The sequence below is a fragment of the Pedobacter xixiisoli genome (genome assembly GCF_900215335.1).
GTDB classification, from domain to species: Bacteria; Bacteroidota; Bacteroidia; order Sphingobacteriales; family Sphingobacteriaceae; genus Pedobacter; species Pedobacter xixiisoli.
This window is the reverse complement of sequence record NZ_OCMT01000002.1, coordinates 387,416-413,437: the sequence shown is the minus strand read 5'-3', so window position 1 is coordinate 413,437 and position 26,022 is coordinate 387,416. Positions and strand designations below refer to the sequence as shown.

Annotated in this window: 22 protein-coding genes; 13 read left to right on the top strand and 9 right to left on the bottom strand. The window is 37.2% G+C overall.

The features are described 5' to 3' along the window. The first annotated feature begins 25 nt into the window (after window positions 1-25). Window positions 26-1,276, top strand: a complete 1,251-nt coding sequence (locus tag CRO54_RS07905; protein WP_097130715.1) for a sulfate adenylyltransferase subunit 1 — start codon at window positions 26-28, stop codon at window positions 1,274-1,276. Window positions 1,277-1,595: 319 nt separating this feature from the next. Beyond that, window positions 1,596-1,820, top strand: a complete 225-nt coding sequence (locus tag CRO54_RS07900) for a hypothetical protein (RefSeq protein ID WP_097130713.1) — start codon at window positions 1,596-1,598, stop codon at window positions 1,818-1,820. A gap of 53 nt (window positions 1,821-1,873) precedes the next feature. Here CRO54_RS07900 and CRO54_RS07895 read toward each other — a convergent pair whose 3' ends face one another. From CRO54_RS07895 to CRO54_RS07885, 3 genes are all read right to left on the bottom strand, one after another. Further along, window positions 1,874-2,296 (bottom strand): DUF983 domain-containing protein, encoded by a 423-nt coding sequence (locus tag CRO54_RS07895; protein ID WP_097130710.1) that lies wholly within the window; start codon window positions 2,294-2,296, stop codon window positions 1,874-1,876. Next, the gene (locus CRO54_RS07890; RefSeq protein WP_097130708.1) at window positions 2,283-3,173 is read right to left on the bottom strand and encodes an AraC family transcriptional regulator; all 891 of its coding nucleotides are present in this window, start codon (window positions 3,171-3,173) and stop codon (window positions 2,283-2,285) included. Before CRO54_RS07890 ends, CRO54_RS07895 begins: the two co-directional genes overlap by 14 nt. Before the next feature lie 341 nt (window positions 3,174-3,514). Continuing rightward, window positions 3,515-4,159, bottom strand: coding sequence for a phosphatase PAP2 family protein (locus tag CRO54_RS07885; RefSeq protein ID WP_171047860.1), 645 nt, complete (start codon window positions 4,157-4,159; stop codon window positions 3,515-3,517). A gap of 201 nt (window positions 4,160-4,360) precedes the next feature. On the opposite strand from CRO54_RS07885, the gene CRO54_RS07880 reads away from it, so the two are divergent. Both CRO54_RS07880 and CRO54_RS07875 read left to right on the top strand, forming a co-directional pair. After that, the gene (locus CRO54_RS07880) at window positions 4,361-5,164 is read left to right on the top strand and encodes a HipA family kinase (RefSeq protein ID WP_097130704.1); all 804 of its coding nucleotides are present in this window, start codon (window positions 4,361-4,363) and stop codon (window positions 5,162-5,164) included. Continuing rightward, a complete protein-coding gene (locus CRO54_RS07875) occupies window positions 5,142-5,525 on the top strand; it encodes a DUF3037 domain-containing protein (RefSeq protein WP_097130702.1) in 384 nt (127 codons plus the stop codon). Before CRO54_RS07880 ends, CRO54_RS07875 begins: the two co-directional genes overlap by 23 nt. Window positions 5,526-5,773: 248 nt before the next feature. Here CRO54_RS07875 and CRO54_RS07870 read toward each other — a convergent pair whose 3' ends face one another. The 6 genes from CRO54_RS07870 to CRO54_RS07845 all read right to left on the bottom strand — a co-directional run bounded on the left by CRO54_RS07870 (window position 5,774) and on the right by CRO54_RS07845 (window position 15,662). After that, a complete protein-coding gene (locus CRO54_RS07870; protein ID WP_097130699.1) occupies window positions 5,774-6,295 on the bottom strand; it encodes a DUF3347 domain-containing protein in 522 nt (173 codons plus the stop codon). Continuing rightward, complete coding sequence (locus CRO54_RS07865; protein ID WP_097130698.1) at window positions 6,292-8,733, bottom strand: zinc-dependent metalloprotease; 2,442 nt, start codon at window positions 8,731-8,733, stop codon at window positions 6,292-6,294. The genes CRO54_RS07870 and CRO54_RS07865 overlap by 4 nt, the downstream gene beginning before the upstream one ends. Before the next feature lie 6 nt (window positions 8,734-8,739). Beyond that, complete coding sequence (locus tag CRO54_RS07860) at window positions 8,740-10,167, bottom strand: RagB/SusD family nutrient uptake outer membrane protein (RefSeq protein WP_097132308.1); 1,428 nt, start codon at window positions 10,165-10,167, stop codon at window positions 8,740-8,742. 4 nt (window positions 10,168-10,171) lie between these two features. After that, entirely contained in the window at window positions 10,172-13,795 is a 3,624-nt protein-coding gene (locus tag CRO54_RS07855) for a SusC/RagA family TonB-linked outer membrane protein (protein WP_097130696.1), read from the bottom strand. A 50-nt stretch (window positions 13,796-13,845) separates the two neighbouring features. Further along, the gene (locus CRO54_RS07850) at window positions 13,846-14,973 is read right to left on the bottom strand and encodes a FecR family protein (protein ID WP_097130694.1); all 1,128 of its coding nucleotides are present in this window, start codon (window positions 14,971-14,973) and stop codon (window positions 13,846-13,848) included. A gap of 95 nt (window positions 14,974-15,068) precedes the next feature. Next, complete coding sequence (locus tag CRO54_RS07845) at window positions 15,069-15,662, bottom strand: RNA polymerase sigma factor (RefSeq protein WP_097130692.1); 594 nt, start codon at window positions 15,660-15,662, stop codon at window positions 15,069-15,071. Between the two features lie 273 nt (window positions 15,663-15,935). Here CRO54_RS07845 and CRO54_RS07840 point away from each other — a divergent pair, with 273 nt between their 5' ends. The 9 genes from CRO54_RS07840 (at window position 15,936) to CRO54_RS07800 (ending at window position 26,021) form a co-directional block, all read left to right on the top strand. Then, entirely contained in the window at window positions 15,936-16,295 is a 360-nt protein-coding gene (locus CRO54_RS07840; protein ID WP_097130690.1) for a hypothetical protein, read from the top strand. A 106-nt stretch (window positions 16,296-16,401) separates the two neighbouring features. After that, a complete protein-coding gene (locus tag CRO54_RS07835) occupies window positions 16,402-17,703 on the top strand; it encodes a DUF3748 domain-containing protein (protein ID WP_097130688.1) in 1,302 nt (433 codons plus the stop codon). A 300-nt stretch (window positions 17,704-18,003) separates the two neighbouring features. Continuing rightward, window positions 18,004-18,438, top strand: a complete 435-nt coding sequence (locus tag CRO54_RS07830) for a Rossmann-fold NAD(P)-binding domain-containing protein (protein ID WP_097130686.1) — start codon at window positions 18,004-18,006, stop codon at window positions 18,436-18,438. Between the two features lies 1 nt (window position 18,439). Further along, a complete protein-coding gene (gene hemN, locus CRO54_RS07825) occupies window positions 18,440-19,786 on the top strand; it encodes an oxygen-independent coproporphyrinogen III oxidase (RefSeq protein ID WP_097130684.1) in 1,347 nt (448 codons plus the stop codon). Window positions 19,787-19,959: 173 nt separating this feature from the next. Further along, window positions 19,960-22,347 carry a heavy metal translocating P-type ATPase gene (locus CRO54_RS07820; protein WP_097130682.1) on the top strand — a complete coding sequence of 796 codons (2,388 nt, stop codon included), beginning with the start codon at window positions 19,960-19,962 and terminating at the stop codon, window positions 22,345-22,347. A gap of 140 nt (window positions 22,348-22,487) precedes the next feature. Continuing rightward, a complete protein-coding gene (gene ccoS, locus CRO54_RS07815; protein ID WP_097130680.1) occupies window positions 22,488-22,703 on the top strand; it encodes a cbb3-type cytochrome oxidase assembly protein CcoS in 216 nt (71 codons plus the stop codon). Between the two features lie 72 nt (window positions 22,704-22,775). After that, window positions 22,776-24,917: a cytochrome-c oxidase, cbb3-type subunit I gene (ccoN, locus tag CRO54_RS07810; RefSeq protein WP_097130678.1), complete on the top strand. Its 2,142-nt coding sequence runs from the start codon at window positions 22,776-22,778 to the stop codon at window positions 24,915-24,917. Window positions 24,918-24,922: 5 nt separating this feature from the next. Beyond that, the gene (locus tag CRO54_RS07805) at window positions 24,923-25,108 is read left to right on the top strand and encodes a hypothetical protein (protein ID WP_097130676.1); all 186 of its coding nucleotides are present in this window, start codon (window positions 24,923-24,925) and stop codon (window positions 25,106-25,108) included. Continuing rightward, window positions 25,095-26,021: a cbb3-type cytochrome c oxidase N-terminal domain-containing protein gene (locus CRO54_RS07800; protein ID WP_240775055.1), complete on the top strand. Its 927-nt coding sequence runs from the start codon at window positions 25,095-25,097 to the stop codon at window positions 26,019-26,021. Before CRO54_RS07805 ends, CRO54_RS07800 begins: the two co-directional genes overlap by 14 nt. The last annotated feature ends 1 nt before the right edge of the window (window position 26,022 follow it).

Here is a 26,022-nt window from a genome sequence, read left to right as displayed (position 1 = left end):
ACCAATCATCTAAACAACCAAAAGCATGAACATACTTAAATTTTTTACGGCAGGCAGTGTAGACGATGGCAAGAGCACATTGATTGGCCGTTTATTATACGATACAGATTCTATTTTAGCAGACCAATTGGAGGCTATCCAAAATGCGAATAGAAAAAATGATGATGGAACAGTAGATTTGGCCATTTTAACGGATGGTTTAAGAGCCGAACGTGAGCAGGGAATTACCATAGATGTGGCTTACAAATATTTCCAAACGGATAAACGAAAGTTCATCATTGCAGATACGCCAGGACATATCCAGTACACCAGAAACATGGTTACTGGTGCTTCTACTGCTAATTTGGCTATTATTTTGGTTGATGCTAGAAATGGCGTGGTAGAGCAGACCATTCGCCACTCTTATTTGGTTTCCTTGTTGGGGATTAAACATGTAGTTGTAGCCATCAATAAAATGGATATGGTTGATTACAGCGAAACGATTTTCGAAGCCATTACTCAAAAATATAAAGCATTGGCTGAAGAGTTAGGTTTGCAAGACGTAACCTACATTCCAGTTAGTGCATTAAAAGGTGATAATATTGTACACGTCTCTGAGCGTATGAACTGGTACAGTGGTGAAAGTCTACTGCACTTTTTAGAACAGGTAGATACCGACGTATTAGAGCAATCTGACAAAGCTAGAATGCCAGTACAGTGGGTGATTAGGCCTCAAACAGACGAACTGCATGATTACAGAGGTTATGCTGGCAGAGTGGTGAGTGGTACTTTTAAAGTAAATGATCAAATAACGGTGCTGCCATCGGGAGCTAGCTCTACCATTAGCAAAATTGAATTTTTTGATAAGGAACTAGAAGAAGCTTCTTCGGGTCAATCGGTGACGATACATTTAGCTAGCGATGTAGATATTAGCCGTGGCGATACGATTGTAAATTCATCGGCTTTGCCACAAGAAAGCAAGTTGGTAGAAGCAGATTTATGTTGGATGGATACCAAAGCTTTAGATACTTCGATTACTTATTTACTACAACATAACAGTAAAGTAACCAAATGTAAAATAGCCGAGGTGGTTTATAAGGTTGATATCAACACCTTGGAGAAACACGCTGCTGATGAATTTAAATTAAATGATATTGGCAGGGTAGTGCTTAAAACAGCAGATAGTTTACCATTTGATTTTTACGGTGAAAGTAAAGCCAATGGCTCGGCAATATTAATTGATAGTAGAACAAATTTAACTGTTGGCGCTACCATGTTTAGGGCTTTAGCAGATTAATTTATATACAAATAGTAGGTTAAAAGGTTGTTGGTTTTACTAACAACCTTTTTTGCTAAAAAACGTAAGCCTTCATTTTCTTAATTCCTTAATGGTTAAAACATTAAGAAGTTAAGGGGGTTTAAGTTTCGCATGATGTTGAACTGATTATCTCTAAATTATATTTGCTGTTTTGATGGTTAATTATCACCTGATTACTGTAGATGATTTAATGTTTTAGTAACGTTTAATTCAACTGTCTAGTTTAATTTAGATGACAGCAAACAATTTCAATATTAAGGTGTTTACTCGAATATAGAATCACTAAAACTATAAGGAAATGGCTGAGAATTTTATTTTACTTGAGGATGCCAACAATAGTCATCGCTCAAACAAGACATCAACAGAGAGAAACTATTCGTCTACAGCAGTTAAAAGTTACGTAGATCAACGCAAGGAGAAAGCAGAAAAACAAAAGCAAGACGAGAAAAACGGTATTTCTAACGCCAAGCTTGCCGAAAGGAAGTGGGACGAAATGCAGAGTTATAAATATGCTATTTTTTAATAGCTATAATGATGAAAAAAGGTGTTTGAGGATATTCAAACACCTTTTTTTGTTTATTTTTTTGGCGCACTTCGTGCTGGTTCATAGTTTAAGTTTGGAGAGAGCCAGTATAATAAAACCATTCTTGAGTATCTGTAATTAAACGGTGCAAATAACAGCGTAGTTAGAAATAGTACGCCGATAAAAGACCAAAGGTTATCGTAATCTAGCGTTAAGCCAAAAACGTAAGCCGCTACGCCTGCGGTAATCATTTCGGCAACGTTCATGGCATAGCTCACAAACATGGCTACGTAAAAATACCCTGGCTCACGCTCAAATTTCAATCCGCAATGCGGACAAAATTCGTTCATCTTCTGCATTTTGAAACTGTAGGTGTTTCCAATAAAAGCATTTCCAACTCTACATCTAGGGCATTTGGCATTAGAAAAGCCTTTCCATTGCGATACATAGTATTGTGTTTCTTTATTCGGTTCCATATGGTGTTGTTATGTATTGTTTTCTAAATCTGTCGGGGGTTGTGCCCTCATATTTTTTAAAGAATTTAACGAAGTAAGATTGGTCTTCGAAATTCAATTTTTCGGCAATTTCTACTACTCTTAAATCAAGGTTGATGAGCAAACGCTTGGCTTCTAATATAATTCTATCCCTAATGAGCTTGCCAGCCGAATTTCCTAAAAAATCATTACAAAGGGCATTTAAATGATTTGGGGTAATGTAAAGTAGCTCTGCGTATTGTTTTGGCAATCTAAGTTGCGTATAGTTTTTTTCAATCAGTTGTTGGAAATTTCTTAGAATGGTATGATTGTAAGGGTTGATGTCTTCTTTGTTTTGTAAATCTGTAGCTCTAGCAACTTCAATTAATAGGCGGAGCAATAAAACTTTCACCAAATCATCGTTAATTGGTGTTTCTGTATTTCCTTCTCTTAAAATCTCTTCAAAAATGGTAACTAATTTTTCGCTTGTGCTGGTATCCAAAACTAAAACCTGTTCTTCGGGTTTACCACTAAAAAAACTAAATTTATCCAGATATTCTTGTTTCAGCAACAAAGAACTAAAGTACGAAGCGGAGAAGTTAATCAAATAGCCATCAGGTTCACTCTCAAAATTCCAGCTATGTACCTGCCCAGGTATCATAAAATAAATGAGGTTGGGTTTTACATCAAAGGTTCTAAAATCAATTTGCTGTTTGCCCGTCCCTTTGGTAAAAAAAACAAGGTGATAAAAACTATGACGATGTGCGCTATGTAAATGTTGGTGCTGCTGTGAATAATAGCCAAACCTGCTCACTAAAATTCCATCGTTTTTATACGCTGAAAAATTTTGGATATCGTAAACAGGAATACTCTTTTTCATCTGTGATTACACTTACGGCATTCTAACCGTTTCAACAAGTCACTAAATTTAAAAGAGACTTGTTTTTGGAAAGAATTTATGTCACAAATTTATCAAAAATAATAGCTTTTTTCATGGTGTTTTACATTCTTAAAAAGGTATTTTTTACTTGTTTGATATTTGTTTTTTCAGTTTTTAGGCATTTTTTATGGTTTTATATACCTTTGTTGTAGTGTGTTTGAATTTGTGTGATTCCTAGAAGTGATAAAGTTTTTGAAAAAAAAGTGAAGATATAATTTGAATTATCAAAAACTGCCGTATATTTGTCCTCGAGAGCGTTAATTTAGATGATGGGGGTAGGACTACGGTTCTATCTCCATTTCTTTTTTCAGACCTTTTTTGTAGAAGTTATTTAGCTGTAAAAGGTAAATTAACCCAATCAGCAATCCCCCCACAATATCAGTAAACCAATGCGCTCCCAGATAAATTCTGGAGATAGGTCCGACGATAAACATGAAATAGGCGAATACAGTAATAAAGTTCCTTAAATAGCTAGGCATAGTCTTTAGCTGCTGCATCAAGAAAATAATAAAGCCAAAGAATACTACGTAAGAAAGTGTGTGCCCACTTGGAAAACTGTGATTTTTATAGCTTTCTATAATGGTAACGTATTCATCAGTTGGCCGTGGACGGGTAAATAAGCGCTTTAAACTAAAGGTAATTAATCCTGTGAAGGAAATTGCCATCACGAACAAGGCTTCACGCCTATACCTGAAAATAAAGAATAGTAATGCGGTAATGACCATGCTTGCAAAAGCGATGGACACGTTGCCAAATGCGCTGATTCCTATCATCACTTTATCTAATGTTGGATGATGGAACTGCTGCACAAATCGAGAGATGTTGATATCGAAATTGTTTACAGGATTGTAGCGCACAAAAATCGCTAATAAAACGAACGCAATAAAAAGTATAATAGAATAGGTTAAAGTTGATGATTTTAGCATAAACATGTTTTATAAACACATAGATACACAGATTTTAGATTTTAAAGAAACCTATTTGAGATAAAGGTTTGCTGCAAATGCCGAGATTGATAAAAATATTGATGATTAAAATTATTTGTAAGTAACTCGTAGAGCCAAATCTCAGTTTCTATGGCTAATTAAAAAATAACTGTCTATAATTTTAAATTATCTTTGCTTGGTATGGCAAATACAACAGAAAAAAACTTAGAATTAAGAACCGTTAATGTTACGCGTTACGTAACGCCTTTGAGAGAAGGTGGTTCTATGCCTGCAATTGCAGAGGCGGATGACGGATTTTTGTACGTGCTGAAGTTTAGAGGCGCAGGGCAGGGGCATAAAGCACTTATCTCAGAAATTATTGGTGGCGAAATTGCTCGTGCATTAGGTTTGAAGATGCCAGAATTGGTTTTTGCCAACTTGGACGAAGCTTTTGGAAGAACGGAACCCGATGAGGAAATCCAAGACTTGTTGAAAGCAAGTGTAGGCTTAAATTTGGCACTGCATTATCTTTCTGGAGCCATTACCTATGATCCGACCATTAACAAAGTAGATTCGAATTTGGCTTCTAAAATAGTGTGGATGGACTGCTTGTTAACCAATATGGATCGTACTGCGAGAAATACGAATATGCTTTACTGGCATAAAGAACTTTGGTTAATTGATCACGGAGCGTCACTGTATTTCCACCACTCGTGGCAAAATTGGGAAGAGCAAGCTAAGCGTCCGTTCGTATTGGTGAAAGACCATGTGCTGTTACCGCAAGCAAGTGAAATTGCTGCAGTTGATGCAGAATTGAAAGCTATTTTAACGCCACAATTGATCGATAACATTTTGGCTTTGATACCTGATGAATGGTTAGACGAACGTAGTTTCGAAAAGCCGGAAGATCAGCGAAAAGCTTATGCCTATTTTTTAAATACTCGAATTGAAAACTCTTCAGTTTTTGTTAACGAAGCCGAAAATGCAAGACAGACACTTATTTGAGTATGCCGTAATTCGGGTAATGCCTAGGGTAGAACGCGAAGAATTTATTAATGTGGGTGTGATCTTGTACTGTGCAAAATTAAAGTATCTCAACGCCGCATTTAAAGTATGTCCAGAAAGATTGAAGGCTTTGAACTGCGAGTTGGAGGTAGCGGTAATAGAGGAGAACTTAAATGCGATTGTCAATATCTGCAAAGGTGGTAAAACAGCTGGGCCAATTGGTCAGCTAGATCTAGCAAGTAGATTTAGGTGGTTAACTGCAACCAGAAGTACGGTAGTACAATGTTCTAAAGTACACCCAGGCTTTTGTATAGATGCAGAAGAAACATTAGGAAAACTGATGCAAGAATTAGTTTTGTAAACGGATAGATTTCCACATCGTTACTTTAGAATATTAAGTTTGCTAAAGCATGCTAAATAGCTGATGCTGAAATAAATTCAGCATGACGAAGCGCCATATATGCCGTCACCCTGAATTTATTTCAGGGTCAGTTTTGTAAGGTTATTTATATTGCTGAATTAGTTTTCAATGCAAATTTGTTATAATAAGACAAATGCGGCCTCTATCCAGAACGCCGCATTTTGTCAAACTAAACCTAAATTTACTCTTTATAAACTTGCTTTCACTTCTCCGCAAGTCAACATGTTTTTAGGAAAATAAGGGTTTTTGATTTCCTTACTTCCGCTTAACCAAACGTCGCCAGTCATCGGACAAACTTGTTGGTATAATGGCATATCAGCTGGTTTTAACTTTGCCGCAATTGTCCAAAATTTTGTAGAAAGCACACCAAAAGCTTTACGTTGTTTGTTGATGTTTTTGGTTGCTGCAATTTCTGTAGCTAACTCTACAATTTGCTTTCTTGTTGTTGTAGCTTCATTCATTTGGTCAAGTGTTAATTTTTTAAACTTGAACTTACCGAACGAATTAACTAATGCCTTTGCGTTATTTACTGCTGCTACGCTATCAGAAGTGATAAAATTATCGCTCAGTGCAAGGTAACTGTTGGTAATTTCCTTTTTTTGCGTTTCGCGTTGTGCTACCAAATCTGCAGTAACTTCCTTTTCCGACATGGTCTGTGCTTGTACTACACTGCCTAAACCTAAAAGTGCTACTATCAATAATTTTCTCATGCCTCTGTTTTGTTAAGTTTTGAAATGATTTTGTCGATATCGATTAAAATACTTTCGAAATGCTGTTTGTTAAACCCAGTAGTTGAAGCCATAAGCTTTACGATGTCAGCTCTCAGTTTTACTAAATGCTGTTGACCGTAAAGCCTCACATCACTGCGTTGCGCTGCATTTAAAGCTTTTCCTGGCTCTACTTCCTTAGGGAGTAATAATATGCCTATTTTCTCAATGTAGCCACGTTGTAGGCTTCTTCTGTACACATCTAATTTTTCGTCGCCAGAGAAGTTTACCCAAACTGTTTGCTGTACATCATTTAAAAATTCTGGTACAGTGTAAGCACCTTCAGATTGCAATGCTTTTTGACTGATATTATAGAGCATACCAGTACTTAAAAACATGTTCAACATTTGATTTTGTTGATCAGATATTTCATCTGCTGTTTTTAAGGGGATCAATTGTGCAATTTCCTGAGGATACATCCATAAAGGAGCTATAAATAACTGTCTTCCTACGTAATCTATAGCCGCTTTTACTTTTGCTTTTGGCACTGGTCTGTAAACTATCCCTTTTTCATCTACGGTTCTTTTAGTTACATAGTTGTTGCCGATGTTTTTCATTACATGATATAAGTATCTGCTGTATTGTCTTACCACAGCTTTATGCATGTCCGAAAGGTTGTCATAAGCATCGTTCGGTGCATAAGTCCATTTGATTAGGTTTGGCACTACACGCTTCAAATTCTTGATACCATAATCGCTGGCTAAAGCTGCATCGTCACCAATGTCTTCTGTTTGACTACGAGGGTCTTCATCTTTACCTTCGCCACCAAACCATAATTTAGGATTTGCAGTTAAACTATCGGTAGTTAGTTTGGCTAAAATGCTTTCTTCCTCAAATTCATCTTTTGCTTTAGTGAAATAGCCATAACCCCATTTAATTGCCCATTTGTCGTACATGCCAATGCGTGGGTAAATTCCTTTAGGACTGATATTATCTTCTGGTTGAGCTACGTAATTGAAACGAGCATAGTCCATGATAGAAACGGTATGACCGTTGGCTTCAACCCATTTTTTGTCCCTTAATTTTTCTACTGGCGTTGCACTGCTAGCACCCATGTTATGACGTAAACCGATGGTATGGCCAATTTCATGCGAAGAAACGAAACGGATTAGTTGCCCCATTAATTCATCATCTAAATGCATTTTTCTTGCTCTTGGGTCTAACGGTCCAGCTTGGATCATGTACCAGTTTTGCACTAATTTCATCACATTGTGAAACCAACCAACATGACTTTCGAGGATTTCTCCACTGCGGGGATCGCTGATGCGTGGTCCGTAAGCGTTAGGAGTTTCAGAAGCATAATATCTCACTACCGAATAACGAGCATCTTCCAAGCTCATAGTGGTATCGGCTTCTGGCCATTCTTTACCTACAATTGCATTTTTAAAACCAGCCGCTTCAAAAGCTTTTTGCCAATCGTTAATACCAGCAATCAGATAAGGTCTCCATTTTTTTGGCGTAGCCGGATCGATGTAGTAGATAATTTGTTTTTTCGGTTCCACCAACTGTCCGCTTTGATATTTTTTGATATCTGCATCTTTTGGTTCTAAACGGTAACGTTGAATGATGTATTTCGTTTGAGCACGTTGTTCATCATCATCGAATAACACGTATTTATTAGCGAAATAACCTACTCTTTCATCAAAGAAACGCTTACGCATTGGAATTTTTGGCAACAAAACGATAGAGGTGTTCAATCTTAGTGTTACACTTCCAGCACTTGCAGTAGCATTGGTGTAAGTTTTTGTGGTTTTTACCTCAATGTTGATAGGGTAGGAGTTGATGGCTTCGATGAAAGATTTATCATCTGCCAAAGAACTTAACTTCTTCTCCGATTTTTCTGAGTTTGCCAAAGAAAACATCGGGTTTTCCTTTTTAAAAGTCTCCGTTACTTCAATCACCACATTTCCGTTAGCGGGATTTGTTGTTTTGATAGGAAAAGCGGTAACGATTGGATTTTCGTTACTGCCAGCTAATGCCTTTGCCAACATGGCGTCCGCTTTGCGCACATCTTGTCTGTATTGTAATGATCTTAAAAAAACAGTGTTGTTGGGACCTTTCTCGAAATAGATGGTTTGTTCATTAGCTTTTTCGCCACCGAAACTTCCCATACCTTGCGGTGTAGCCAAGTAACGAGTTACTGTGAGCATGTACCTGTTAAATAAGCTATCTGGAATTTCGAAGTAAAACTTAGTGTCTACTTGGCTTACGGTAAATAGCCCTGCTTTACTTTTTGCATTGCTCGTGATAACCTTATTATAGGGCTGTAGAGTAGATTTTTGTGCACTTGCACTATCGGCTTTCTTCTCTGGCTGAATTTGCGAATAAGCATACTGCTGCGAGGCAGCTAGTATGCTTACGATTACGAGTAGTTTCTTCATCTAAAATTAAAAAGGAATTTTTTCGTCTGTATTTAACGTAAGAGAAGGATTCATTCTCAATACGTTTAATGGGAACGGAATAATATATAACCTTGAACCTGGTTTTAACGTGTACGTTTGTTGCGGAACTGTTTTGTTTACAATAGGGAATACACGAGTAATGGTTTTGGCATATTCAGTTTCGTTGTTTAGCCTTTTCAAATCAAAAAAGCGATTGAAACCAAATAGTAGCTCTTTTCTACGCTCATTAATGACTAGCTCCATAGTTTCTTTCCTAGTAGAAGGAACCGTTAAATTTACCGTTCCTCCAGCTAAAATGCGTTTAGCTCTTAATTTATTAAGGATATCAACTGCCTCCGTAAATTTGTTATCTCTAGCATAGCATTCTGCTAGTATTAGGTGTACCTCAGTAGTTTTCATTCCTACGGTTCCGTAGAAGAAACGAGTGTAGGCTACATTGTGATAGGCTGTGTTTGAACCAATATCTAAAAAGCTGGCATTTGTGCTATTAAAGAATAAGTTGAAACGAGCATCATTGTTACCAAATAAAGTTCTTAGTTCGGGACTAATGATGTATTGATAAGCAAAATTCATTTCGTTATAACCAGTCATGTACATATAGCTCAATACTTCTGGGTTATTTGGTGCAATAACTGGTACAGAAGTAGGGCCTCCTTGTGCTGCGTAGGCTACTAGATCAAATATTTGGTTATTGTAGCTGAGCGATTGTTCTGCTGCAGTCTTTGCGGCAGCAATTTCTCTTTTAAATAAATGGACTTTTGCTTTAAAAGCATAGGCAAAAGCTAAAGAAGGATGATATGGATCCGAAGGGTTGACTTCTAAAAATGGAAGTGCTTCGTCGATATCTTTTTGAATGAAACTGTAAACTTCAGCTACTGTAGACTTTTTTGGTTGTGCTTCTAAATCATATTTATCCATGATGCAGATACCTCCATCTGTAGCAGCAGTTGCTGGATCGTAAGCTTTTGCATAAGTGTTAACTAATAAGAAGTGATCGTAAGCTCTTAAAACCTTCGCTTCTGCTTTAGCCAACTGCTTAGTTTTTTCATCGCCTTTACTATCATCTACTAAAGAAATCACGGTATTCCATCTATTGATATATACGTAAGCTTGGTTGTAAAAGCTTGAACCAGTTAACATCGAAACTCTATCAATACTTTCGTTAAAAGTAAAATTGATGGTATTGATGTTAGGTGTAATACCTATAACATTTGATTCCTTCATCCACTGGTCATCCACTAAATATTGAAAGTTATTGATAGGATAACCTCGATTTGGTAAAGAAACCAATTTATAAAAATCATCAGCAGTTTCTACTATAAAAGCTCCTTTTGGAGTAATGTCTGTATATTTTTCGCAAGCTGTAATGCTTAGCATCAGCAACGATAGTAGTAAAATATTTATGCGTTTCATCGTTTTATAATGTAAGGTTAAAGCCAAATAAATAAGTTTTAGGCAATGGGATGTTACGTGTAGCGGAGTTTGAAGTGTAAGTCTCTGGATCAATGTTGTTTCCAGCTGCACTCCAATACCAAATGTTATTCATTTGAAAAGTTATTTTTGCCGACGAGATCTTAATTTTATTAGCAAATGATTGAGGAAGGTTGTAACTGAGTGAAACGTTTCTAAGTTTTACATAATCAGCATCTACCACGTTAACATCAGAATTACGCCACATTGAGATGATGTTTCCAGCGTAGTTTAACAAATTCTCCGGATAATCAACTACTAGTCTTGGCAGGTTATTCTCCTGTCCGTTGGTAACTACGGTATTGGTTATAGTCGTTGTTTTTGTTTCGCCCGGATCTATGAAATCTTTTCTTAATTTATTTCCTCCAGAGAATACCATTAATACGTTTAAATCAAATTGCTTATATGACATCCGCTGAGAAAGTGAGCCCGTGTAAGTAGGAGTTAGGGGCCCCATATTTACTAATGCTGCCGAGTTATTGATGCTACTTTTGATACTAGTAGCAATAGGGTTTCCATTAGAATCAAAACTGATTGATGGATTCCCATTTTCATCTAAAACATAAGGATAGCCGTTTATCATTCCTCCATATTTGTAGGCATAAAGACTACCGAAGGTTTCATCTTCAAAGAAATAATTTTGAGGAGCCGCTACGTAATTTTGAGCTGTTGAGTTAGTGATATTTACTTTTTTTACTGCATTATTGTTGAAAGCAATAATAAAATTAGAACTGAAACGGAGATCATTTTTATTGTACCAGTTAGAACCTAATCCAATTTCAATACCGCGATTTCTCATTTCGCCACTATTAAGAACTCTGTTTAAAGCGCCTACAGTAGGATCTAGCTCTGTAGTTGCTAATAAGTCTGAGCTATATTTGTTATACACATCGAAATTGCCTCTTAACTTACCTTTAAACAAGGAAAAGTCTAAACCGATATTTGAACTAGCAACTTTTTCCCATCTCAATTTAGGATTTGGCAAAACAGTGATATTGGTGTATTGTAAGGTTGGAAATAGATTGTCGTTTCTTCTCGTAGCAGTTAAATAGGGAGTAGTAGTTTGATCTACATTTCCATTTACACCGTAGGTTGCTCTTAATTTCAGCATATCAATCCATGATACGTTACTTAAGAACTCTTCATTGCTTGCATTCCAACCCAATCCAACAGACCAAAGTGGACGATTTTTGTACTGAGGGTCAACTCCAAATAAGTCTGCTCTATCTATTCTAACACTTCCGGTTACATTATATCTAGAAAGATAAGTATAACTCATGTTGCTGTAGACAGAAAAATAGCGATGTTTAACTTCGGTTTGTGTACGTCCAAGTGTACTCAAAGTTCTGTTACCACCATAGATATAACTAGGTAAACCTGTTTGACTAAGACTTGCATTATCTAAAATCACAGACGATAAGGTAACAGGATCATAGCCGTATCTCAATTGTTCAATTGATCTTGGACTGAAAATCTCCCTCATTTCAAAACCAGCAATTGCCGAAACCGAATGCTTGTTTTGGTTAAATGATTTATCGTAGTTTAACTGATTCCTAAATGTATAGCTGCTAGATTGATTGTTATATTGATAATAACGCCCTCCTGCAGGCAATCCGCTAGTATATAGGTTGGTAGTGCTAGAATAGTTCGCTAAAGCATCAGATGCGTATCGCATTTTGTATGAATTTGCATCATAAAAGCTTTCTCTGCTATTTCTTCTATTTTCGTATTGAAACTGAGTGCCAAAGCTTAAGCCATCGTAAATTTTTGCTTGTAAGTTTGCAAATGCCCTAAGCGCTAACGAGTTCCTCTCTTCTATTCCTTCTTGTAATGCATTTAAGATGTTAAAGCTAACAGGTTTTAAGCTAGTTGTACTATTTATTTTACCTGCCACTACACCATTCATTGCTAAGGATCCGGTAAAGCCGTCTTTAATATTTACATAAGGTGAAATGACTAGGTTGCCATTCGCATCTACAATTTGCTCGTAACGATTCTGTATCGTAAAGTCACTATACGAAGCGTCTGTTACATCAGCTGTACTATAAGAACCATTAAAACCAATGGTAGCGTTTAACCAAGATTTTAATTGAAAATTACTTTTCGCATATAAGGTGAAGTTTTTGTCTTGATTGTATTTAATGCGTTGTTTTGAATCATCGAAGTTAAAAGATAGGAAAGTATTTTGCTTGTTGGTACCTCCAGAAAACGATAAATTGTAGCGTTGTCTAAATTCATTTTGCCAAACATTGTTCTTGTAATCTTCAATATAATCATTAGTCCTCCATTGATTAATTGTATTATCAAATTGTGTGGTAGTAATTTTTCCTTCTTCCTTATCTCTGTTTAATTGATATAATGGAGAATAATATTTGATGGTTCCATTAGCAATATCTCCATATGCATTAAACATTGAAGCAGTGTTGGTATATCTAGCTCGTTCCTTATTATAAATAGCTTGCTCATAATCTATAGCCTCACTGGTAGAGGCATAGTTCATCAAGTTTAAGTTTGGTTTAGTGCTGACGAAAAAATCTGAATTAAGTGTTACTTTCAGATTACCACTTCCCTTTTTAGTAGTCAAAACAATAATACCATTAGCAGCCCTAGAACCATAGATAGATGCAGCGGCAGCATCTCGAAGCACATTTACACTTTCTATGTCGTAGGGATTGACATCCGATAAACTAATTTCGGTTGGTAGGCCATCTATTACCAACAAAGGCTCTACACCTACGCCATTTACAGCACTTGTAGAGAAAGTTCCTATGCCACGTAAAATTAGCTTATCTGAGCCAACACCATTTGCATTTTTTTCAGACATTAATCCAGCTATTCGACCTTCTAAAGCACTATATAAATCTGTATTTATATTTTCATTTAATGTTTTGTTATCGACAACTGAAATAGCAGCCGTAGAACGTTCTTTTGAAATAGTTTGGTAGCCCGTAACCACAACCTCTTGAAGAATTGAGTTTGATGGCGCTAACGAAACAACTACAGAAGTTCCAGTAGCTCCTTTGGAATATTTCACTTCTTTTTGCTCGTAACCAAGGTAAGAGAATGCCAAAGTGTTATTGCTATCACTTACGTAAATAGCAAAATATCCATTTTGGTCTGTATGCACCATATTTGTAGTACCTTTTTGCGTTATAGTTACGCCTGGCATTGGCAAACCTTCATTATCGTTAACTATTCCGCGTAGCACATAAGTGTTTTCCCCGGCAGCTTTAGATTTGATAACGATAGTTTTGCCATTTACTCGGTAAGTAAAATCTTGGTCTTTAAAAACTTGGGTCAGTATTTCATCAATATTTGACGATTTGATTTCTGCATTTATCGGCTTTGCCTTTTGGTTAAACGAAGCATCATAAACGAATTGATAGTTGGTTTTGGTGGCAATTTCGGAAATTACGGTATTTAATGCAGCCTGTTTGAAGCTAAATGTGTAAGTAGTTTGCGAGAAAGATAATTGAGTGGTTAATGTAGTGAAAATAGAGACTAGCAAAAGCAATCTCAAATACGATATAAACACAGGTTTTTGTCTGCCTGTTAGGTAAAGTTTACTCATTAAAGGTTAGTTAGTTGATTATAAAATAGTTTTGTTTGGAGCGCATGTATTTAGTTTTCTATGCTTAGCCTCCTTTCTTCTATTTTAAATTTTAAGCCAGTAGTAGTGTACAACATTTGTATTACATCTTTAAAGGCGGTATTTCTATTTAATCTTATGTACAATCGTTTGTTGGGGATACTGTTCTCGTCGAAGGTAAAATCGTACCAGCGAGAAAGCTCATGTAATACTTCTGTTAGCGGTTGGTCGTTAAATGCGAACAAGCCATTGGTCCACGCTATGGCTGCAGCGGTATCGGCTTTGTTAATGAGAATGCCATTTCGGTCAGATAATCCTTCCTGTCCGGGAGCAAGTATTTTGTGGTTATTTAGATAGTTGACTTGTACGCTACCTTCAAAAAGGGTAGTTTTTGTTTGTTTGCCAAAACTGTTGATGATGAACGATGTGCCTAAAACTTGTACATCTGTCTGGTTTACAGAAACGATGAATGGCATTTGCTTATTTTTGGCTACTTTAAAGTAGGCTTCTCCGTTCAGTTTTACGTGTCTTTTGGCTCCATAAAACCCAACAGGGAATTCTAAGGTTGATTTTGAATTTAGATAAACTTGAGTTCCATCACCAAGGGTAATTTTGTAAAAACCTCCTGCTGGAGTACTAATGGCATGTAGGGTTGAGAGCCCAGTAGTATCGTTTGATGTTTGTTTGTAAGTGATAGTACCATCAGCTGCGGTAGAAACAGAAATAGCTGCGGCAGGAGAGAAGCTCGACTTGCTTTTGCCGTCAAGCGGAGTTTCTTCATTGTTGATAATTAGTAGTGCTTTGCTTCCGCCGGGAACAATTTCGTGTTTGTTCGCAGGGCTATCGTAAAGAGCTAAGTAACCTAAACCAAAAATCACAGCAGCAGCTGCCGCGGTTTTGTACCAAGTGCTCAGTTTTAAAACTTTGGTTTTTGGTTGATCATTTATTTGTTCTTCAATTTTTGCAAAAATATTTCTCAAATGAGCTGGGTTACTAGGTTCAGCTTCGTCTTCTGATAGCAACTCATTGCTAATATGACTGCGCAAGTGCTGCTCACTAGCCTCATCCATGCTTTTAAATAATGAATTAAGGTCGTTTGCGGTAACTTGGTTATTGAGATACCTGCTAAATAATTGTTTGAACTCTGGCTTTTGCTCCATATTTATAAACTAATACGCACGAGATTTAAAAACACACTATTGCATGTCTAAAAAAATGCATTTTTTTTAGAATTTAGTTTAAAGGTTGCGTGGAGCTAGTTCTTTAGATATAATGCAATCACAAAAACGAGGAATTCTTTAGAGTGGAAGAAAATATGGTCTTTTACGGCTTTGGTGGCATGCACCAACTGGTTGCTGACCGTAGAAACACTGATATTTAATTGTTCCGCTACTTCTTTATAAGATTTCTCTTCTAATTTGCAGAGCCTGAAAATTTCTTTACGTTGTGGAGGCAGTTGTTCAATGGCTTCATTTAGTGCCGCAGTACGTTCCTTGTTGTAAATATAATCTTCTGTCTGATTGTAAAACGTTGCAAAGGTATTAATTAAGTGGTCTTGCATCTTCTTATCTTGTGCAAGTTTTCTGTAATAATCGTACACCGTGTTTTGTGCTATGGTGTATAACCAAGGCTTAAATGATTGCTCTAAATTGACGGTATCTTTTTTAATCCAAACTTTCAAGAATACATCTTGCAAGAGTTCATCAGCAATTTCGGGTACTTTTACCATCTTATTTAGCTTCTGATACAACGCAGAGCTATATTTTTCGTAAAAAAAAGCAAAAGCATCTCTATCGGCGTTAACAAGCCGTGTTAAATAAACTTCTTCCGATAGGTGGTAGGCTGACAATTTAAAAAATCAAATTTTTCACTAAGATGGTAATAAATTTTGTTGCTATCAAAGTCCAAGGTGATTTAAAACAGGTTTTTAGCAATAATTGCAAAAGAAAAACGGCAACTCATCCAAGCTGCCGTTTTTTCAACCAAATATAAATTGTATGAACATTGATGCAAATATAATAAAGTCTACTGATTTAGTAGTATTTATTTGAAAATAATTTTAAAAGCTATAGTAAATGTCATTAAAAATGTATTAGATTTATTATTCTAAATATAAACAGAAATGAAAAAGTTATTGTTTACGCTATTTATAGCGTGTTTTACAGTGGTGTTTGCTAATGCGCAAGATGCACCAAAAAAAGCTACTTCTTTTAGTTGGAATAAAACATCACTTACCGAAATTGGTTGTGATGCGGATCAGATTAAAAAGATTGCGATAATTAAAAAGGATGCGGCAGAAAAACGAACTAAAATTGAAGAAGATGCAACTTTAGATGAAAAAGCAAAAAAGGCGGCAGTTAAAACGTTGATTAAAGAAAGAAATGAGTCGTTTAACGCACTTTTAACAGAAGAACAACGTAAGAAAGTAGAAGAAATTAATATCAAGTTAAAAGAGGAAGCAAAAGCGGCTGCAGCAAATTAATAACAGTTGAAATAATATTTAAGAACGGATAATTTCTAAAATTATCCGTTTTTTTATGCAATTTTTCGGTGCTACGTCGGTCAAACCTTAATAAAATCTCCTTATTATGTTCAATAAAAAAGAAATTCAACTCACATATAGTGAAATAGGACATACTTTAAATACTAGTCAAGTATTCTCTAAGGATAACGAATGGATTGTTTTTGATGGCAGAAATAATGATGGGGATATTAAAATTACGGGTAGCATTGGGATTGTTAATGTAAATACAGGAGATGAGAAGACCATATACATCGTTCCAAACCAAACTCTATATGGCCCAGGAGTAGGTGCCGCCAGTTTTTCTCCTATAGAAAACAAAGTAATTTTTATACACGGCATTCGAAATGCGGATGCAAATAAACCTTATGATTTTACTCGTCGTACAGGTATTGCTGTAGCTATAGACAAATATCAGCAACCTATTTTTATGGACGCTAGAAATATAGAGCCACCTTTTGTTGCTGGCGCACTAAGAGGTGGTACCCATGCACATTCATGGAGTGGCGATGGACAAATGCTTAGCTTTACTTACAACGATGATCTGATAGCTCGATTAGCTAAAACTAATTCACAATTTAAAGATTTGCGTACCATCGGAATAATGTTTCCACGAAAGGTGCTAGTTGCTAATACAACTGACCCAGAAAACAACAATGGAGAAATGTTCTCTATTCTGGCTGCAACCGTTACCGAAAACCCAGAATTGGGAGGTGATGAAATAGATAAGGCTTTTGACGAGTGTTGGATTGGTAAAAATGGCTATATCAAATTAGATGGAAATCGTCAACAAAAGGCAATTGCCTATCAAGGAGATGTAAGAAGTGCAAATGGTGATACCATAACAGAGGTTTTTATAGCTGATATTCCTGATAATATCAGCTCGATTAATTTCGATATCGCTATTGCTGGAAAAGAAAATGAACGACCAGCAGTACCCAAAGAAATCAATCAACGTAGAGTTACTTATAGCAGGCTAGGTGTAAAAGGGCCAAGACATTGGCTACGCAGCAGTCCAGATGGTAGTCAAATTTACTTCCTATCTGAAGATGAAAACGGTTGGATTCAAGTGTATTCAGTTTCTCCGAATGGAGGGCTTGTTAAACAAATCACTCAGAATGCTTTTTCGATAACTAGTCCAATAAATATCAGTCCGGATGGCCAATATCTTTCTTACTTAGCCGAACAAAGTGTATTTATTACCGAAATTTCTACTGGAAATGCTCATTGTTTAACCTGTAGACATGAATCTCCAGAACATTTGACTGGTGCAGTGCTTTGGTCCAACAATGGAAAAATCCTTGCTTTCAATAAATATGTAAAATCTTCTAAAGGAATATTCTTGCAAATTTTCCTGTTGCAAAGCTGAAATCAAACCTCCTTTTTTTAATGCTGTAATTTTTGATAATTACTAAATAAATTATAGCCAAAGCGCATAATAGCTAAAAATTTCAGTCAGTTAGTTCGACTTCTTTAAGCTTAATATCAACTTGTTGAATTGTGACGAATATCATTTTTTTGGATAACTACGCTCAACTCTGAGGCATGCATTGCTAGCTAGTTTTGTGAATATAATTAGAACGGATAAACCTACGATGATTAAAATATGCCAATGAGTATTTTAATAAATAGGTGTCTAACTAACCAAAAGAACAATAAAAGCTAAGAAATGAAAGCTATCGCTTATAATATTAAACCAGAGGAAAAAGAGTGTTTGGTTTTGGCAAACCACAAAAAGCATGACATTACTATTATAGCCAATAGTTTGAGTCTAGAAACGATGCCGTTTGCACAGGGCAAGGAAGTTTTAATAGTATTTAATGAAGACCCATTAAATGCTGAACTAATTGTGGGTTTAAGAGCATTAGGTATTAAATACATCGCCACTTCATCTTTTGAAACTAGCCATATTGATTTAAATGCAGCAGGTATTGCGGGCTTCAAAATTGCTAATGTACCATTTACACAAGGTGAGGACATCGTTATGCCGCGTATGCAGCAAGTGGTGAAAAATCTGGACAATTGGGCTGCAGGAAAATGTGTAGGTAAAGCTTGTTGTTGCCCTAACGAATGTGCAAGAACAACTAAAGAGGAGGAGGAATAAAATGGAAGCTGCCCAACTTTTGCGTAAATACAACATCGCAGCACCCAGATATACCAGCTATCCAACTGTACCTTATTGGGATAACGAAAATTTCGATGCTATACAGTGGAAGGGAAGATTGGTGGAAGCTTATCGCCAACATAAAAACGAAGGAATTAGCCTTTACATTCACTTGCCTTTTTGCGAGAGTTTGTGTACTTATTGTGGTTGTAATACCCGCATCACCAAAAATCATGGCGTAGAATTACCATATATCGATGCCTTGTTAAAGGAATGGGAAATGTATGTTGCGCTGTTTGGAGAGCGACCAAAAATTAAGGAAATACACTTAGGAGGCGGCACACCAACTTTTTTTAGCGCAGCTAATTTGAAAGCTCTACTAGAAGTTATTGCTGGTGGTGCACAATTCGAAGAAGATGCAGCTTGCTCATTTGAAGGGCATCCAGATAATACGACTATTGAACACCTGCAAACTTTGCGTGATCTAGGTTTCAAACGATTGAGTTTAGGAATTCAGGATTTTGATCCCAAAGTACAGTTCATGATCAACCGCTACCAAACGCCAGCACAGGTAGAAAAAATAACCAAATTATCTCGGGAGCTAGGCTATCAATCCATCAACTTCGATTTGATTTACGGTTTGCCGGGTCAAAATATAAATGGTTTAACCGAAACAATAGAAGAAACGATTGCTATTAAACCAGATCGCATTGCTTTTTACAGCTACGCCCATGTGCCGTGGATCAAAGCTGGTCAGCGCCATTTTACAGAAAGTGATATTCCGCAAGGAGATGAAAAGTTTGCCTTATACCAAAAAGGTAGGGGAATGTTGGTGGCGGCAGGCTATGAAGAAATCGGTATGGACCATTTCGCCTTAAAAACGGATAACCTTTACGTTGCCAGTGAACAAGGTAAATTGCACCGTAATTTTATGGGATATACCGACCAACACACACATATCTTGTTGGGTTTGGGAGTGTCTTCTATCAGCGATTGTGGTACCGCCTTTGCACAAAATGTTAAGACAGTAGAAGAATACAAGCACCTTATTCAGGCTGAAGAATTAGCAGTTCAAAAGGGACATTTATTGAATGAGGAAGATTTGTATATCAGAAAGCATATCCTCAATTTAATGTGTCAAGACAATACTTGTTTTACTGATGATATTCCACAACAGGTGATTGACCGTTTGCAACCTATGATTGATGATAGATTGGTCGCCATTAGGAATAGAGAAGTGAAAATACAGCCTTTAGGTAGGTCTTTCTTACGTAACGTGTGTATGGCTTTTGATGAAAGGCTTTGGCAGAAACAACCACAAACCCAATTGTTTAGTGCAGCGATATAAAATATTAATCTGATTTACGTTTATTCCTCCCCCTGCCCCCTCAAAGAGGGGGATAAGCAAAATGCTTAAGCGCCATGTGTCCACAGCTGGCGGGGAATTAAAGGAGGTGGTTTATCTTCTTGATTAATGATATTAAGGTTAATCTGAATTAAGTAAATAACAAAATTCAAACTATGAGTAATTCAACCATCACCCACCAAAGTTCAGTATGCTACCATTGCGGCGATAAATTACCTGCTGTTAAATTAAGTTACGATGAAAAAGATTTCTGTTGTGTAGGTTGTCAAAACGTGTATCAGATTTTATCTGAAAATAACATGTGCAACTATTATGCGTATAACGATACTCCTGGGCAACGTATCAAAGATGATGGACATTTCGAATATTTAGATGAACCAACTATCATCACTCAGCTCATCAACTATAAAGACAAAGAGAATTCGATAGTTACTTTTTACGTTCCGGCCATCCATTGTAGTTCTTGTATTTGGTTGTTGGAACATCTGTACAAAATCAATCCAGCCATATTTAGTTCTTGTATCGATTTCTTGAAGAAAGAAGTGACCATCAGTTACAAGCACGAAAAAGTTTCTCTGCGTGAGGTAGTTGAAGTACTAAACCAGATTGGTTATGAACCCTTGATTAGCCTGCAGGATGTAGTGAAGGAAAAAGGAAATTCGGTTAATAAACAGCTGATTTGGAAGATTGCCATCGCAGGTTTTTGTATGGGCAATGTAATGCTTTTCAGTTTTCCAGAATATTTTGGTTTATCAGCCTTAGAAAAAGAATTTCAGTATCTGTTTGCTTGGTTAAACTTGGCTTTTTGTATACCAGTAACCTTTTACTGCGCTAGAGATTATTTCACTTCCGCTATAGCAAGTTTAAAGCAAAAGTTTGTTAATCTAGATACACCGCTTGCCCTCATTATAGCGGTACTATTTGTACGTACCGCTATTTCAACCATCTTTAATGATGGGCCAGGCTTTGGTGATACCTTAACAGGATTGATTTTTTTATTATTGATGGGTAAATGGGTGAAACAACGTACCTATCATCATATTTCATTCGACAGGGATTATCGCTCTTATTTTCCAATTGCGATTACCACCCTCAAAGATAACCGGGAAAAACCGGTAGCCATTAGCGAAATAGCCGTTGGGGATCGGCTATTGATACGCAATGGCGAACTAGTGCCAGCCGATGCCATCTTAATGAAGGGAGATGCTTGGTTGGACATGAGTTTTGTAACTGGCGAAGCCGAGCCTCAGCAAAAGGTTTTGGGTGAAATCGTGTATGCTGGCGGAAGGCAAATGGGAGAAGCTATTGAGCTGGAAGTAGTAAAGCCGGCTTCGCAAAGTTACTTAACAGGTTTATGGAATAAAGAATTCTACAAAACCGATTTTAAGAAAAAGAGTTTTAACGATAGCATTGCCAAGTATTTCAGTATTGGAGTGTTTGTAATTGCTTTTGCTGCTACAGGTTACTGGCTGTGGCAAAATGATAGTGCAAAAGCATGGTCGGCATTTACAGCGGTGGTTATTGTAGCTTGTCCTTGTGTGCTGGCTTTAAGTACGCCATTTACACTTTCGGCTATACTTTCGGTATTTGATAAAAAGGGATTCTACGTAAAAAATACCGATGCAGTTGAACAACTGGCGGATTTAGATACCGTAGTTTTTGATAAGACTGGAACATTGACCAGTACACATAATTCTGAAATCCGTTTTGAAGGCAATTTAACACCAGGAGAGAAGTTGCTGGTTGCCTCGTTGCTTTATAATTCTTCTCATCCCTTGAGCAGGCAAGTACTGAAAGTTTTAAATCCGAGTAAGATTTATGCCATTGCCAAATACAATGAAGTGGTAGGGAAGGGGATTATGGGCGTGGTAAATGGTCGTTTAGTTTACGCAGGGAGTAAAAGAGGGATACCTTTCGAAGTAGAAAGCAAAGAAAATGGTGGCGTACACATCATGATTGATGAAATGTATAAAGGCTGCTTTTCGGTAGATCAGCAATGGCGTGATGGCATTGCTCCTTTAATTAACCACCTCAACGAAGATTATGATTTGAAAGTGCTTTCTGGAGATACTAACAAAGATGAGCAAATGTTGAAGTCAGTTTTCAAACCCTCTACAACAATTCTCTTTAATCAAAGTCCACACCAAAAGTTGGAAGCGATTAAAGCCTTGCAGATTAGAAAGAAAAAAGTGATGATGTTGGGCGATGGTTTGAATGATGCTGGAGCTTTAAAACAAGCTAATTTCGGCGTAGCTATTACCGATAACATTAACAATTTTACGCCAGGTTGTGATGCCATCATGAGCGGTAATGCGCTAGGTCTACTGCCTCATTTCATTCAGTTAAGTAAGGACGGCTTAACCACGATAAAAATCAGCTTTGCGATAGCTACTTCTTACAACCTTATAGGAGTTTATTATGCCGTACAAGGTACTTTATATCCATTGGTAGCGGCTATTCTGATGCCTATTAGCACCATTACCATTATCAGTTTTACCAGTTTAGCTACTAGGTATTTTGCAAAGAAGAATGGGTTAAAATAGGGGACAGGTATCAGTGATCAGGTATCAGGTATCAGTTAGCACTGTCCAGTTCCCTCTCCTCAATGACCAATAAACCGATTACCAATGAACTAATCATCTCTGACCCCTGATTCCTAATCCCTGACTACTTAAATAAAAAAATGAACATACTATATTTTCTAATCGGTTGCAGCGTTTTGGTGGCGCTGGTTTTTCTGGGAGCCTTCTTTTGGGCACTGAAAAGTGGTCAGCATGATGATGTTTACACCCCAAGCGTACGCATTCTATTCGACGATGAGGTAATAAACCCAGAGACAGTTGAAGCTTCCAAAAATCCACAAACAGCAAAAAGTGATAATAATCATATTTCCGACTAATGCTAATCATCGACAGTGCTTCGGCACTGTAATAACTTTGTCATAAACATTACAAATCTATTTCTATTCATTATGCAGCTAGAAAAATTTACCTACGACAATAAGATTGTACGAGATTTCGGTATTGCAACCATCGTATGGGGTATTATCGGAATGCTAGTAGGATTACTTGTCGCCACGCAACTGTTTTCGCCAAGCATGAACTTGGGTAATCAGTACACTACTTTTGGTCGTATCAGACCGCTTCACACCAATGCGGTAATTTTCGCCTTTGTGGGTAATGCCATTTTTATGGGTGTTTACTACTCGTTACAACGTTTGTTAAAAGCAAGAATGTTCAGTAATGCCTTAAGTAAAATTCACTTTTGGGGTTGGCAGTTAATTATTGTTTCGGCGGTGATTACTTTGCCTTTGGGTATTACTTCATCGCATGAGTATGCAGAGCTAGAGTGGCCAATCGATATTGCCATTACCTTAATTTGGGTGGTTTTCGGTATCAATATGTTCGGTACCATTATCAAACGTAGAGAAAGGCACTTGTATGTAGCCATTTGGTTCTACATTGCTACTTTCGTAACTATTGCGGTATTGCATATTGTAAATTCATTTCAGCTGCCTATTTCATTTCTTAAAAGTTACTATGTTTTTGCCGGTGTACAAGATGCCCTGGTACAATGGTGGTACGGACACAATGCGGTGGCATTTTTCTTAACTACGCCGTATTTAGGGATGATGTACTACTTCCTACCTAAAATGGCTAACCGTCCGGTGTATTCTTATAAATTGAGTATCCTCCACTTTTGGTCGTTAATTTTCATCTACATCTGGGCTGGTCCACACCACTTATTGTACACTTCCTTACCAGGATGGGCGCAATCTTTAGGCGTAGCTTTCTCCATCATGCTTATTGCACCAAGTTGGGGCGGTATGATTAACGGTTTGCTCACCTTACGTGGTGCTTGGGATAAAGTTCGTGAAGATGTAACCTTGAAATTTATGGTGGTTGCGCTTACTGCTTACGGTATGGCAACTTTCGAAGGACCAATGTTATCCTTAAAACAAATTAATGGTGTAGCTCACTTTACCGACTGGATTGTAGCTCACGTACACGTTGGTGCTTTGGGTTGGAATGGTTTCTTAACTTTTGGTGTATTGTACTGGTTAATCCCACGTATCTATAAAACAGAGTTGTTCTCTAAAAAACTAGCTTCTTTCCACTTCTGGATTGGCACATTAGGTATCTTGTTTTACGCAATTCCGATGTATTGGGCTGGCTTTACGCAAGGCTTAATGTGGAAAGAGTTTACAGACGAAGGTTTGTTGAAATACGCTAACTTCTTAACTACTACGCTACAAATTATTCCAATGCACATATTGCGTTCTATTGGCGGTGCATTGTATCTTATCGGCGCTATCGCGATGACTTACAACTTGGCTAAAACTATGCTAAAAGGTAAGCTGGTAGCTGATGAAGCAGCCGAAGCAATGCCTTTAGAGAAAGAAATTACTCACGAAGACCCAGCTGATAAAAAATGGCACCGTGTGTTGGAACGTAAACCAATGAAATTCATGGTGCTTTCTATGATTGTGATTTTGATTGGTGGTATGGTAGAAATGATGCCAACTTTTACCATCGAGAGTAACGTACCAACTATCGCCAGTGTTAAACCTTACACTCCACTAGAATTAGAAGGTAGAGATTTGTATATCAAAGAAGGATGTGTGAACTGTCACTCGCAAACTATCCGTCCATTTAGGTCAGAAACTGAGCGCTATGGCGAATACAGTAAAGCAGGCGAGTTTGTTTACGACCATCCGTTTTTATGGGGAAGTAAACGTACAGGACCAGATTTGCACCGTATTGGTGGTAAATATTCTAACGCTTGGCACTACAACCACATGTTAGACCCAACTTCAATGTCGCCAGGAAGTATCATGCCATCTTACCCTTGGTTAATTACCCAAAAATTGGATACCAGCATGACTGAAGCCAAAATTAGGGCAATGCAGACTTTAGGTGTGCCATACAGAGAGAATTTTGATGCTGTGGCTAAAGCGAAGTTGAGCGATCAAGCAGAAGCAATCGCTAAAGATCTGAAGCAAAACAATATCGACGTGAAAAGCGACAGAGAGATAATTGCTTTAATTGCTTACCTGCAACGTATGGGTACCGATATCAAAGCAAACAAAACAACTATTCCATCTAACCAGTAAAAATTATGTTTAAGCAAATAAAAGACCTAGCAGGCGGTGAGTTTTATCTCATCGCATCACTGCTCATATTTATGGTTTTCTTTATCATGGTAGGTATTTATCTTATCAAAATGAACAAAACCCATATTGCAGAAATGAGTAATCTACCTTTTAACGAACCTCAAACAGTAGACGGATATGAAGAAGTTTAGTTTATTGATGATGTTATTGGCTACAGCTTTTGGTTCATTTGCACAAGAAGCTGCGGCAGCTGCCGAAGAAGAAACCAAAGTTGTAATTCCAGATCCATCTTTGGGTATCAGTACTACAGAATTACTGATTATCACTTTGTTGGTGTTTTCTATTATCCTGTTGTTTGTTGCCATCACTTTGTATAAAAGTTTTAAGGTAATTTACCAAGAAAGTAAAAATCCAACGCCTTATAAAACCAAGGAGGATAGAAGGTTAGAATACGAAGAGTGGGTAAAATTAAATGGCGAAAAACCTAGTGTTTGGACCAAACTTTTAAGCTTAAAGCCACTTTCTGCGGAGAAAGATTTGGAAATTCCACATGCTTACGATGGTATAAAGGAGTTGAATAACCCTGTTCCAGCTTGGTTTAACGTACTTTTCTATGGTACATTAATTTTTGCTGCTGGATACCTTTACTATTATCATATTGGTGAGCATGGAGAAAGACAGGACGATGAGTACAAAACAGAAATGGCAAAGGCCGATTTAGCAAAACAGAAGTTCTTAGCAAAATCTGCTTCTTCTGTAGATGAAAACAGTGTGAAGATAGACCCGTCACAAATTGCGGTAGGTAAAGGCGTTTTTGATGCGAATTGTGTGGCTTGTCACGGAGCTGCAGGCGAAGGTTTGGTTGGGCCTAACCTAACAGATGAATTTTGGTTACACGGCGGTAGCGTAAAAGACGTATTTAAAGTGATTAAGTATGGTGTGCCTGAAAAAGGAATGGTGAGCTGGGAGAAAAACATGAGCTCGGCTAACATCAGTGCAGTAACCAATTACATTTTGTCGTTACAGGGTTCTAAACCAGCTAATCCTAAAGCGCCACAAGGTGAAAAATATGATGCTGCGGCTGCAGAAGCGGTGGCGAATTAGA